The 12,318-nt window shown below is 71.6% G+C and carries 12 protein-coding genes; 7 read left to right on the top strand and 5 right to left on the bottom strand.

The window, feature by feature from the left end; all coding sequences use genetic code 11:
- Positions 1-39: 39 nt before the first annotated feature.
- The gene (locus tag ACIRR8_RS14490) at positions 40-588 is read left to right on the top strand and encodes a DUF4383 domain-containing protein (RefSeq protein WP_404063635.1); all 549 of its coding nucleotides are present in this window, start codon (positions 40-42) and stop codon (positions 586-588) included.
- Positions 589-611: 23 nt separating this feature from the next.
- Here ACIRR8_RS14490 and ACIRR8_RS14495 read toward each other — a convergent pair whose 3' ends face one another.
- Positions 612-1,454, bottom strand: coding sequence for a DUF1206 domain-containing protein (locus ACIRR8_RS14495; protein ID WP_404063637.1), 843 nt, complete (start codon positions 1,452-1,454; stop codon positions 612-614).
- 531 nt (positions 1,455-1,985) lie between these two features.
- Between ACIRR8_RS14495 and ACIRR8_RS14500 the strand changes: the two genes are divergently transcribed.
- The 3 genes from ACIRR8_RS14500 (at position 1,986) to ACIRR8_RS14510 (ending at position 5,545) form a co-directional block, all read left to right on the top strand.
- Positions 1,986-2,567: a fasciclin domain-containing protein gene (locus ACIRR8_RS14500; RefSeq protein ID WP_404063640.1), complete on the top strand. Its 582-nt coding sequence runs from the start codon at positions 1,986-1,988 to the stop codon at positions 2,565-2,567.
- Between the two features lie 107 nt (positions 2,568-2,674).
- Positions 2,675-3,187, top strand: a complete 513-nt coding sequence (locus ACIRR8_RS14505) for a MarR family winged helix-turn-helix transcriptional regulator (protein ID WP_404063643.1) — start codon at positions 2,675-2,677, stop codon at positions 3,185-3,187.
- A gap of 231 nt (positions 3,188-3,418) precedes the next feature.
- Complete coding sequence (locus ACIRR8_RS14510) at positions 3,419-5,545, top strand: MMPL family transporter (RefSeq protein WP_404063646.1); 2,127 nt, start codon at positions 3,419-3,421, stop codon at positions 5,543-5,545.
- On the opposite strand, the gene ACIRR8_RS14515 is transcribed toward ACIRR8_RS14510, so the two are convergent.
- A complete protein-coding gene (locus tag ACIRR8_RS14515) occupies positions 5,509-5,961 on the bottom strand; it encodes a hypothetical protein (RefSeq protein ID WP_404063649.1) in 453 nt (150 codons plus the stop codon). The two genes, ACIRR8_RS14510 and ACIRR8_RS14515, sit on opposite strands and share 37 nt — an antisense overlap.
- Positions 5,958-6,488: a DoxX family protein gene (locus tag ACIRR8_RS14520; protein ID WP_404063652.1), complete on the bottom strand. Its 531-nt coding sequence runs from the start codon at positions 6,486-6,488 to the stop codon at positions 5,958-5,960. The genes ACIRR8_RS14515 and ACIRR8_RS14520 overlap by 4 nt, the downstream gene beginning before the upstream one ends.
- Before the next feature lie 240 nt (positions 6,489-6,728).
- Here ACIRR8_RS14520 and ACIRR8_RS14525 point away from each other — a divergent pair, with 240 nt between their 5' ends.
- On the top strand, positions 6,729-8,744 hold the full coding sequence (locus tag ACIRR8_RS14525) for an FAD-dependent oxidoreductase (protein ID WP_404063655.1): 2,016 nt from the start codon (positions 6,729-6,731) through the stop codon (positions 8,742-8,744).
- 44 nt (positions 8,745-8,788) lie between these two features.
- The gene (locus ACIRR8_RS14530; protein WP_404063658.1) at positions 8,789-9,322 is read left to right on the top strand and encodes a PadR family transcriptional regulator; all 534 of its coding nucleotides are present in this window, start codon (positions 8,789-8,791) and stop codon (positions 9,320-9,322) included.
- A gap of 2 nt (positions 9,323-9,324) precedes the next feature.
- Here ACIRR8_RS14530 and ACIRR8_RS14535 read toward each other — a convergent pair whose 3' ends face one another.
- Positions 9,325-10,305 (bottom strand): hypothetical protein, encoded by a 981-nt coding sequence (locus ACIRR8_RS14535; protein WP_404063661.1) that lies wholly within the window; start codon positions 10,303-10,305, stop codon positions 9,325-9,327.
- Positions 10,302-11,261, bottom strand: coding sequence for a phosphatase PAP2 family protein (locus tag ACIRR8_RS14540; protein WP_404063664.1), 960 nt, complete (start codon positions 11,259-11,261; stop codon positions 10,302-10,304). The genes ACIRR8_RS14535 and ACIRR8_RS14540 overlap by 4 nt, the downstream gene beginning before the upstream one ends.
- A 175-nt stretch (positions 11,262-11,436) precedes the next feature.
- Between ACIRR8_RS14540 and ACIRR8_RS14545 the strand changes: the two genes are divergently transcribed.
- Entirely contained in the window at positions 11,437-12,117 is a 681-nt protein-coding gene (locus tag ACIRR8_RS14545) for a TetR/AcrR family transcriptional regulator (RefSeq protein ID WP_404063667.1), read from the top strand.
- Positions 12,118-12,318 lie beyond the last annotated feature (201 nt).

A 12,318-nucleotide genomic window follows, 5' to 3' on the forward strand; every position in this document is an offset into this window, starting at 1 on the left:
AGAGGGGGGTCTCGGATCAGTCATCGACAGGAGACAGCCATGAAACTGAGCGACGAACTCCCCGTGGACCATCGGCTCGCGACCGTCTACCGGGTCGGAGCGGGCCTGTGCGGGGCCATCCTGCTGACCTTCGGCATCCTCGGCTTCACCAACCAGCTGGCCTTCTTCGACACCAGCGGCACTCATGTGGCCGGGCTGTCGACGAACGGACTCCTGAGCCTGATCTCGGTCGTCGTCGGACTCGTTCTGATGGCCGGGGCGGTGATCGGGGGGAACGTCGCGTCGATGGTGAACATGACGGTCGGCACGCTCTTCCTGATCAGCGGGTTCGTCCACATCTTCATCCTGGACAAGAGCGCGAACATCCTGGACTTCGGTATGTCCAACGTGATCTTCAGCTTCGTGATGGGGCTGCTGATCCTGACGTTCGGCATGTACGGGCGGGTCACCGGCGGGCTGCCGCATGACAACCCCTTCTGGCGTAGCCGGCACCCCGAGGAGGCCGCCCGTGAGGACGCGGCCCGCCGGGATGCGGCGGCCGGGCCGCCCCGGTTGACCGGGGGCGGCGTCGGCCACACCCTGCGGTAGCCGCCAGAACGTTGGGTAGCCCGTCAGACCTTGCGGTAGCGGGCGTTGAACCAGGAGAAGATGCCGAAGGCGACCAGGCCGAGGGCGATGACGACCAGAAGCCACGGACCGACAGGGGTCTCCGTGAACGAGCGCAGAGTGTCGTCCATCCCCTTGGTCTGGTCGGGGTTGTGCTTGATGGCCGCGGCGACGGCGAAGCCGCCCGCGGTGGCGAAGACGGCGCCGCGGGCCGAGCCGCCGAACACCCCGGTGATGTCGACCGCCCGGCGCACCTTCTGCGACATCTCGGCCATCTTCAGGTCCTTGTGGTACTTCCGCATGATGGCCCGGACCGCGATCCAGATACCGGCGCCGGCGATCACCACGCCTCCGATACCGACGATCCACTGGCCGCCGGGCCAGCCCAGCACCTTGGCGGTGACGTCCTGGGACTGCTGGTCGGAGGAGCCGCCTCCACTGCCCGAGTCGCCCGCGGCGAAGGACAGGACGGAGTAGGCGACGAAGCTGTAGAAGACGAACCGTCCCGCGGCCATGGCCCGCTTGGAGGCCTTGTCGCCGTCGGGTCCCGCCGAACCGAAGAGGGCCTCGGACAGCCGCCAGAGCGCCATCCCCACCAGGGCTACGCCCAGCAGCCACAACACGATCTCGCCGAACGGCTTCTCGGCTATCTCCGCGATCGCGCCGCCCCGGTCCGCCTGCTTGCCGCCGCCTCCGGAGAGCGCGATCTGCAGGGCGAGGGCGCCCACGAGCACGTAGATGACTCCGCGGGCGCCGAACCCGGCACGGGCTCCGACCTCCAGCGCCTTGCTGTTGGCGGCTCGTCTTGCCTGGCCGCGCCCCTGGGCTGCTACTGAACTGGTATTCATGTCATGCCGATTGCCCCGACCTGGCGGATCAACTCCTGCCGGGGTGGGGCCGGGTTCGGACGGGCGCCGGCGGCGGGCCCGCGCCTACGCCCTCCGGGGCGGCCACCGGACTGCCGGAGCGGGCAGACAAATGAGTCCGTGCACATTATTGGCCAATGCGCAGGACGTCATATACGGAAGTCAATCGGGCGGCAGGATATGCGGAGGCTTATCGGGCGGCAGGAATTTCGTCGTGCCGACCGATGCTCCCACCACGGTGCACCACACCCCACCCACCTCGCCCGCCGCGTCGTTCCTGCGTCGAAACCGGGGAGTATCCGCACGTGAGACGGGGTCTTCGGGCGTCGGGCCGCACGTCCCCGGACACCATGACCGCCCGGTCACCTTCACCGCCCGGTGGAAATCAGCGGCAGAATTCCTTTTCCGAGGATCCCGCATTTGACCCGGAACACGTTCTGTGTGCTACTGGATTTCATGGCCCACTACGGCCGTACGGCGTGAATATCACCCCCACCCGCCGGAGGAGACATCATGACCACCATCACCCGCTTGCAGCGCACCGCGGCGGCCGCCGCAGCTCTCGCGTTCCCCGCCTCCATGGCGTTCTTCGCGCCGCAGGCGCAGGCACAGGCTCCGGCGGAACCGTTCGGCCCGGCCTGCGCTTCCGTCCCGAAGGAAGGCGCGGGCAGTCTGGAGGGCATGGCGAAGGATCCGGTCGCCACCGCCGCCTCCAACAACCCCGAGCTCTCCACCCTGGTCAGCGCCGTGCAGAAGGCCGGCCTGGTGGACACGCTCAACAACGCCAAGAACATCACGGTGTTCGCACCGACGAACGCCGCCTTCGAGAAGATCCCGCAGGCGGATCTCAACGCGCTCCTCAACAACAAGGAGGAGCTGACCAAGGTACTGACGTACCACGTGGTGGGCGAGAAACTGACCACGAAGCAACTTGAGGACGGCACCTACAAGACCTTGCAGGGCACCGATCTCACCGTGAAGGGCTCCGGTTCGGACTTCACGGTGAACGACTCCTCGAAGATCGTCTGTGGCAATGTGCCGACGGCCAACGCCACGGTCAACCTGGTCGACACGGTGCTCATGCCGACCTCGTGACGGTGACCGGGCCGCCGCACTGACGGCAGCCACGCGTCACGGCCGGTGCCCGGACCGAGTGACGGTCCGGGCACCGGCCATGGGCAGCCGTTCTATACGCTGAGTACGTGACCAGCGCTGACAGCCGACAGAGCCGGGGCCGCGCCTCGGAGTCCGGGGCCGCCCCGGACCCCGGAGCTGCCGCCGGTCTTCAGGCGTTCGCGGTCGAGCTCCGCCGGATGAACGGCGAGATCAACCGGATGACCCACGGTTTCGCCGCGCACCAGCAGCTGCACCCGACGGACGTGACCGCGCTCGCGGCCATTCTCGACGCCCCCGCCCCTCTGACACCGGGCGCGCTGCGTGAGCACCTGGGGCTCACCTCCGGCGCGGTGACCGCCTGTCTCGACCGCCTGGAGCGGGCCGGTCACATCCGGCGGGCCCGCGAGAGCAGCGACCGCCGGGTGGTGCACGTCTACTACGAGGCGAGTGCCCGGATGGCCGCCCGCGACTACTTCATGCCGCTCGCCGAGGCCACGGACCGGGCGAGGGCGCGTTTCAGCGAGGCGGAGCTGACGACCGTCCTCCGCTTCCTCGCCGCCATGAACGAGGAGCTGTCCGAGGCTCCGCAGGCGCGCTGAGGACCGCTCCGGCGCGCCGCCGAGTTTCTCCGCCGCCGGGTGCATCCGTTGAGGGATGAGCCGCCGAACCACTGGCCGTACGCACCCCGCCCGGCACCCCGCGAACGCGAAGAGGCCCAGCCCTGAAGCCGCGACGGGGCCCGGGCGACTCCCACCGCGAACTCTCCGCTAATGTATTTCAATCATTGAGATTGTTCACCATTGAGATACTGCTCGCACCCCGGGAGAGGCATGTTCACCCCTGCACGGTCGGCCCGCTGGCTGATCCCTGTCGTCCTGCTGATCGCCTGGCTCGGTATCGGCGGCGGACTCGGTCCGTACGCGGGCAAGCTCGGCGAGGTCGCCACCAACGACCAGGCGTCCTTCCTGCCCCAGAACGCGGAATCCACTCAGGTCATCGACGCCCAGAAGGCGTTCCAGCAGAACGAGACCCTTCCCGTCATCCTCGTATGGACGGCGAAGGACGAGGGCGCACCGGTGAGCGAGGCGCAGCGGGAAGCCGCCACCGGCGCTCTCGCCTCGCTCGCGGGCACCGAAGGTGTCGTCGGGAAGGCCTCCCCCGCACTGCCGTCAAAGGACGGTCTCGCGCTCCAGGGCATCGTGCAGCTGAGCCCCGACCTCGGGGAGGAGCTGCCGACGGTGCTGGCGGAGGTCGAGAAGGCCGGTGCGGAAGTGCCGGACGCGACGGTGCAGTTGGCAGGTCCGGCGGCCAGTCAGGCCGACCTCTCCGACGCCTTCGCGGGCATCGACGGGCTGCTCCTCGGCGTGGCGCTGATCACCGTGCTGGTGATCCTGCTGCTCGTGTACCGCAGTGTGCTGCTGCCCTTCCTCATCATCCTCGGTGCGGTGTTCGCGCTGGGGCTGGCCTGCGCGATCGTCTACGTGCTCGCGGACCACGACATCGTGCGGGTGGACGGCCAGGTGCAGGGCATCCTGTCGATCCTGGTGATCGGCGCCGCGACGGACTACGCGCTGCTGCTCACCGCCCGGTTCCGGGAGGAACTCGCCGTCCAGGGTGACCGGGTCACCGCGATGCGGGTCGCGCTGCGCGAGTCCTTCGGCCCGATCACCGCGAGCGCCGCGACCGTGGCCGTGGGCCTGCTCGCCCTGCTGCTCAGCGACCTCACCAACAACCGGGCGCTCGGGCCGGTCGGCGCGATCGGCATCGTCTGCTCGGTCCTCAGCGCGCTCACCTTCCTGCCCGCGGCTCTGGTGCTGCTGGGCCGCAAGGCGTACTGGCCGGCGAAGCCCAAGGCCCCCCAGGACGGGACCGGCGGTCACGGCGTCTGGAGCAAGGTCGCCGACCTGGTCGACCGGGCTCCCCGCAAGGTCTGGGCGATCACTCTCGCCGCGCTGATCGCCTGCGCCGCCTTCGCCCCCACCCTCACCTCCAAGGGCGTGCCGCTGGACGAGATCTTCGTCAACGACGCCCCGTCCGTGGCCGCTCAGCAGACGCTCGGCGAGCACTTCCCCGGCGGCTCCGGCAATCCGGCGGTGATCATCGCGGCGGCCGACAAGCTGACCGAAGTGAGCGAGGCCGCGACCCGTACCGACGGGGTGGCCTCGGTCGCGCCGGTGAGCGAGGGCGGCCGGCCCGGCGGCGAACCGCTGGTCGTGGACGGCAAGGTCCGGATCGACGCGACCCTGGAGGACGCCGCCGACAGCGACAACGCCAAGGAGGCGGTGGCCGCGCTGCGCGAGGCGGTGCACGCGGTGCCGGGTTCGGACGCACTGGTCGGCGGCTACACGGCCCAGCAGTACGACACCCAGCGCACGGCCGAGGACGACCGCATGCTGATCGTTCCGGTGGTGCTGGCGATCATCCTGGTGATTCTGGTCTTCCTGCTGCGATCGCTGCTGATGCCGGTGCTGCTGGTGACCACGGTCGCGCTGAACTTCCTGGCCACGCTGGGCATTTCCTCGCTGGTGTTCACCCATGTGTTCGGCTTCAGCGGTACGGATTCCTCGGTGCCGCTGTACGGGTTCGTGTTCCTGGTCGCCCTCGGCGTCGACTACAACATCTTCCTGATGTCCCGGGTCCGTGAGGAGTCGCTGCGTCACGGCACCCGGGAGGGCATCCTGCGCGGGCTGACCACGACCGGCGGGGTCATCACCTCGGCCGGTGTCGTGCTCGCGGCCACCTTCGCCGCACTGGGCGTGATCCCGCTGGCGTTCCTCGTACAGATCGCCTTCATCGTCGCGTTCGGTGTCCTGCTGGACACCCTGGTCGTCCGCTCGCTCCTCGTCCCGGCGCTGGTCAGGGACATCGGGCCGAAGGCCTGGTGGCCGGGCGTACTGAGCCGCGAGGGCACGGACGGCGGTCAGCGCGGAGAGACGCCGGCGGCCGGGGGCCGGTAGGCGGACAGGGCCCAGATCACGAAGATGTCCAGCCCGATCATGAGCACCGACCAGACCGGTGCGTACGGCAGGAAGAGGAACTGCGCGAACAGCGTGAGGGAGGCCAGGACGATGCCGGTCACCCGGGCCCAGCCGGCGCCCTTGAGGAGCCCGGCGCCGGTGATCACCGCGCAGAGACCGAGCGCCAGGTGGATCCAGCCCCAGCTGGTGAGGCTGAACCGGTAGAGGTACTCGCCGACGGTGCCGTAGATGTCGCCGTCGGCGAGGGCCGCGATGCCCTGCAGGGCCGCCACGGCACCCTGGCACAGCATCAGCACCCCGGCGAACAGCACCCCTCCGGTGACCCAGACACTCTCCGGGTCGGGCACCGGAGGCGGGCCGGAGGTGCCGTCGTACAGGCGCGGGTCCTCGCTCACCGGTCCGCCTCCCGCTCCTCGGCGGCCTGGCCCTTGGCGCGCTTGCCGACCACCGCGGCGGCCGCCGCCGCGCTGCCGGCGAAGGCGAGGGCGACCATCCAGGGCCGGTCGAAGAGGTGGCAGGTGACGTGGTCCACCGAGTAGCGGCCGGGGCCGGTCAGCCCGATGCCGGCGGCGGTGAAGCCGAGGAACGCCGGGTACTCGTAGCCGCCGCCCTGCGCGAAGAAGCCCGCCGGAGCGTGTACGGCGACCGCGCCGGCCATCGCCCCGGCGGCCGCGGCACCGGCGGCGGGCGTGGCAAGACCGAGGGCCAGCAGCACACCGCCGCCCGCCTCACCGAGTCCGGCGGCCACGGCGCTGTGCTTGGGCGGATGGAAGCCCATCGCCTCCATCGCGGCCGTGGTGCCCTGGATGCCTCCGCCGCCGAACCAGCCGGCCAGCTTCTGGCTGCCGTGGGCGGCGAGCACCGCACCGGTGCCGACGCGCAGGGCGAGCAGGCCGAGATCACGCCGGTTGACGCTGACCATGGGGACTCCCGGGGTGAGGGGACGCGCTGTGGATCCCACTCTGGTCGGCCGGTGGCGGGCGGGCCCGGCCGAGTACGCCGTACGGGGCACGGGCCCGGCGCCGCAAGGGCTGCGGGTGCGACACAGATCATTGTGCAACTTGTTGCATAAGCGGTTCGCGGTGGTCTACAACTGACCCGACGCCCTCATGCGGAGGAGACCGGCATGAGGACGCGACGACCCTGTGCGGAGGAGACCCGGATGAGCCTGTACCCGACCTTGCTGAGCCCGCTGGACCTCGGGTTCACCACCCTCCCCAACCGGGTCCTCATGGGATCGATGCACATCGGCCTGGAGGAGGCCGAGCGCGGCTTCGAGCGGATGGCGGCCTTCTACGCCGAGCGCGCACGGGGCGGCGTCGGGCTCATCGTCACCGGCGGCATCGCACCCAGCGAACGGGCCTGCTCCTTCCCGGGCGGCGCCAAGATGACCACAGAGGCGGAGGCGGAGCAGCACCGCGAGATCACCTCGGCGGTGCACGCGGCGGGCGGCCGGATCGCGATGCAGATCCTGCACTTCGGCCGGTACGCGCACCACCCCGACCTGGTCGCACCGAGCGCCCTCAAGGCCCCCATCAGCCGGTTCACCCCGAGCGCCCTGACCGACGAGCAGGTCGAGGAGACCATCGAGGAGTTCGTCCGGGCGGCGGAGCTGGCTCAGCTCGCCGGTTACGACGGCGTCGAGATCATGGGCTCCGAGGGCTATCTGATCAACGAGTTCATCGTCTCCGCGACCAACCACCGCACCGACCGCTGGGGCGGCGATTACGAGAACCGCATCCGGTTCCCCGTCGAGATCGTCCGCCGGGTCCGCGAGCGGGTCGGCAGCGACTTCATCCTGATCTACCGGCTCTCCATGCTGGACCTGGTGCCGGGCGGCTCGACGCTGGAGGAGGTCGTGGCGCTGGCGAAGGAGATCGAGGCGGCGGGCGCGACGATCATCAACACCGGCATCGGCTGGCACGAGGCGCGCATCCCGACCATCGCCACCTCCGTCCCGCGCGCCGCCTTCACCTGGGTGACCGAGCGGGTGCGCGGAGCCGTCTCCGTACCGCTGGTGACGAGCAACCGCATCAACACGCCCGAGGTCGCCGAGGAGGTCCTCGCCTCGGGCCGGGCGGACATGGTCTCGATGGCGCGGCCCTTCCTCGCCGACCCGGAGTTCGTCGCCAAGGCGGCGGCGGGCCGGGCGGACGCGATCAACACCTGCATCGGCTGCAACCAGGCCTGCCTGGACCACATCTTCAGCCTCCAGATCACCTCGTGCCTGGTCAATCCGCGCGCCTGCCACGAGACCGAACTCGTCCTGAGCCCCACCCGGACCCGCAAACGCGTCGCCGTGGTCGGTGCCGGTCCGGCCGGGCTCGCCTGCTCGGTCACGGCGGCCGAACGCGGCCACGCGGTGACGCTGTTCGACTCGGCGGACGAGATCGGCGGCCAGCTCAACGTGGCGCGCCGGGTGCCGGGCAAGGAGGAGTTCGACGAGACGCTGCGCTACTTCCGTACGCGGCTGGCGGAGCTGGACGTCGAGCTGCGCCTGTCCACCCGGGCCGACGCCGGGACGCTGGACGGCTTCGACGAGATCGTGCTCGCCACCGGCGTCGAGCCGCGTACCCCCGCGATCCCCGGAACGGGCCAACCGAACGTCGTCAGCTACCTGGACGTGCTGCGCGACGGCGCTCCGGTCGGCGACCGGGTCGCGATCGTGGGCGCGGGCGGCATCGGCTTCGACGTGGCGGAGTTCCTCACCGACGGCGGCGACGCGGCGAGCCTGGACGCGGACACGTTCTTCCGGCAGTGGGGCGTCGACACGGCCTACGCGGACCGGGGCGGGCTGCGCGCTCCCGAGCGCCCCAAGACGCCCCGCACCGTCCACCTCGTCCAGCGCAAGACCACCAAGGTCGGCGCGGGCCTCGGCAAGACGACCGGCTGGATCCACCGCACCGAACTGCGCCACCGGGGCGTCGAGATGATCGCCGGTGCCTCCTACGACCTGATCGACGACGAGGGCCTCCACCTCACGGTCGACGGTGAGCGGCGGGTGCTGCCGGTGGACACCGTGGTGCTCTGCGCGGGCCAGGAGCCGCGCCGGGAGCTGTACGAGGAACTGCGCGCGGCGGGCGGACCGGTCCACCTGATCGGCGGCGCGGACGTGGTGGCCGAGCTGGACGCGAAGCGGGCGATCCGCCAGGGCACGGAGCTGGCGGCGGCGCTGTAGGCCCGTAGGCCGCCGTGTGGGCACCCGTCCTTAGGATGCACGTCATGTCACTGCCGCACGCGATCCTCACCGCTCTGCTGGAGAAGCCGTCCTCTGGCCTGGAGCTGACCCGCAGGTTCGACCGGTCGATCGGCTACTTCTGGCCCTCCACGCACCAGCAGATCTACCGCGAGCTGGGAAAACTGGAGCAGGCGGGACGGATCAGGGCGCTGCCCACGGCGGCTCCGGCCCGAGGGCGGAAGAAGGAGTACGAGGTGCTGCCCGCCGGCCGCGAGGAGCTGGCGGCCTGGGTGACGCTCCCCGAGGACCCGCGCCCGGTCCGTGATCCGCTGCTCCTGCGGATGCGGGCGGCGGCGGTCGTCGGGGTGAACGGGATGGGAGCGGAGTTGCGCCGCCATCTGGCCCTGCACGAGCGGCAGTTGGCGGAGTACCGGGAGATCGAGGAACGGGACTTCACTCCGGAGCCGGAGACCGACGCGGACCGGCTGCGCCATCTGGTGCTGCGCGGCGGCATCGACCTGGAGACGTTCTGGATCGGCTGGCTGACCCGCGCGATCGGTGACCTGGGGGACGGCTGACGTCACGGGTGGGGGTGCGCTCCCGCCCGTACGACGACGGGTTCCGCGCCGTACGGCGTACTGTCCGCGCGCCGGGGGCTGCCGATGACGACGCGGGACGGAGGCGGGTCCACCAGTGGCCCGGGAGTCACGGCCGCCGCGACGGGGTCCGTACCGCTGCGCGCCTGGGCCCGGCTGAGCAGGACCACCCCGCGTACGGCGGCCGCCGTACCGGCCAGCGCCAGGGCCAGGCTCACCGGACCGCCCTGGAGGCGTTCGCCGAGGAGGGCCAGGCCGATCGCGGCGGCGGCCACCGGGTTGGCCAGGGTGACGACGGCGAGCGGGGCGCCGAGGCCGCCCCGGTAGGCGGTCTGGGACAGCAGCAGGCCGCCCATGGCGAAGGCGGAGACGAGCAGCGCCACCGTGAGCAGCCGCCAGCTGAACAGCGGCCCGCCGGAGTGGTCGGTGACGGCGACCGTGAGGGTCTGGGTCAGCGCGGAGGCGACCCCGGAGGTGATGCCGGAGGCCGCCGCGTGCCGCAGCCCCGGGCGGGCGCCGGGCCGGCTGAGCCCGGCGACGACCGCCATGGTGGCCGCGCCGACGCCGAGTGCCTCGGGCAGGGTGAGGGTCTCGTGCGGGGCCGAGCCGCCCGCCGTCAGGAGCAGCGCGCCGAGGCCGAGCAGCGTGAGGGCCGTGCCACGCCATTCGGTGCGCCCGACCCGGCGTCCGGCGACACGCGCCCCGAGCGGGACGGCGGCGACGAGCGTCAGCGCGCCGAGCGGCTGAACCAGGGTGAGCGGGCCGTAGTTGAGCGCGGCGACATGGAGGAGCGCTCCGCCGGCGTTGAGGCCGACCGCCGACCACCAGGCGCCCCGGCCGAGCAGCCGCAGGACTCCGGTGGAGGGTTCGGTACGCCCCGCCAGCCGGGACTGGGCCACCGCGGCGGCCGCGTAGGCGCCGGCGGAGACGAGGGAGAGCGCGACGGCGATCAGCGTGGCGTTCATCGGCCGGCTCCGGTCCCGGCAGGGGTCCGTGCTGGGTGTACGGGCCCGGCAGGAATATCTGCGGGGTGTACGGGCCCGGCAGGGGTCCGTACTGGGTGCGCGGCGCCGACGACGTACGCCTCCCCTGCCACCTCCGCACCGGAGACGGCGAACGCCGGTACGTCCGCAGGCCCGCCGGGCACCGCCCCGCCCTCCGCCGTCCACGGCAGGTGCGCCGGTACGTCACGGGCCGGACGCGGCAGCCGGAGCACGGCGAGTGCCACCGCCAGCAGCGCCACGACCACGATCGCGTCGAGCCAGTAGTGGTTGGCCGTGGCCACGACGACGAACAGCGTGACCGCCGGGTGCAGCAGCCAGAGCCAGCGCCACCGGGAGCGGGTGGCGGCGATCAGGCCGACGGCCACCATCACGGCCCAGCCGACGTGCAGGGAGGGCATCGCGGCGAACTGGTTGGCCATCGTGTCGGTCGCGGGGGTGGCGCCGTACACCGTCGGCCCGTAGACCTGGCCGGTGTCGATCAGTCCGGCGGCCGGGAGCATCCGCGGCGGGGCGAGCGGGAAGAGCAGGTGGAGCACGAGGGCACCGCCGGTGAGGACGGCGAGGATGCGCCGTGACCAGAGGTAGTGGAGCGGGCGGCGCCAGTAGAGCCACACCAGGAAGAGAGCCGTGGCCGGAAAGTGCACGGTGGCGTAATAGGTGTTCGCCGCGTGGATCAGGGTCTGGCTTTGCAGCAGCAGGCCCTGGAGAGCGCCCTCGCCCGGGAGGTGCAGGGCGCGTTCGAGGTCCCAGACGTTCCCGGCGTTGCGGAACGCCTCCTCGACATGGCCGTTGGCCGCCTGGCGGCCGAACTTGTAGGCCAGGAAGAGTCCGGCCACGAGAAGGAACTCGCGGACGAGGGGCGGTCGGGCACGTATGTCCGGCTCCTGGTCCGTGGGCTCGGTGCGGGCGTACGTCACCCGGTGCCCCCTTGGATGCGAAGCGGTATCAGGACGGCACGGTCGCTCCGTGCCGAATCGATACGCCAGTGTACCGATACGTCTGCGTATCGACACACAGTCGTATCGGTACACATGCGTATCGGTACACTGGCGTATCGAGAACCTCGCCGCACCGCCGCAGGAGGGACCGCCCATGCCGTCGCCCGATTCCGTACGTTCCGTATCGGAGCCGGCCCCCGCCTCCCGCCGGTCGAAGATCACACCGGAGCGGGCACAGGAGCTCTACACGGCGGTACTGGACCTGTTGCGGGAGAGCGGTTACGAGTCGCTGACCATGGAGGGCGTCGCCGCCCGCACCCGCTGCGGCAAGTCGACGCTCTATCGGCAGTGGGGCTCCAAGCCGGAGCTGGTCGTCGCCGCACTGCACGGCACCCGGCGGATGCGGCTCCCGGACATCGACACCGGGACGCTCGCCGGGGACCTCCTGGAGGCGGCACGGGCGATCGGCGAGGCCTCGGGGCGCGACACCCCGCTGATGCACGCGCTCAGCCACGCGGCGCTCCAGAGCCCCGAGCTGCTGTGCGCGCTGCGCGAGGCGTTGATCCTGCCGGAGATCGCGGCGATCGACGCGATGGTCCGGCGGGCCCGGGCGCGCGGCGACATCGCGGCGGACCTGCCGGGTGCGGAGTACGTGGCGGCCCAGCTGCTCGGCGTGATGCGCGCGCGGCCGCTGCTGGAGGGGCGGTACGCGGACGCGGCGTACCTCTGCAGGTTCGTCGAGAAGGCGATCCTGCCCGGACTCGGGCTCGGGCTCACGACGGAGGCGCCGGCCGGAGCCCTGACAGACGGGGACCCGGGTACACCGGAGTCCTGACCGACGTGGACCGTCCGTCCCAGCGGATGGGGGCGGTCCACCCGGCGCCGCACCGTGGGGACGGGGGCGGCGCACCGCCCGGCCGGGCGGGGGGGGCCCCCCCGCCCCCCCCCCCCCCCGGGGGGCGCGGGCCCCCCCCCCCGCCCCCCCCCAACAAACAGTGTGGTGGGGCGGCGGCCGCCCCACCCCCGGGGGGGGGGC

The sequence above is a fragment of the Streptomyces sp. NPDC101178 genome, assembly GCF_044767965.1.
GTDB lineage: Bacteria > Actinomycetota > Actinomycetes > Streptomycetales > Streptomycetaceae > Streptomyces.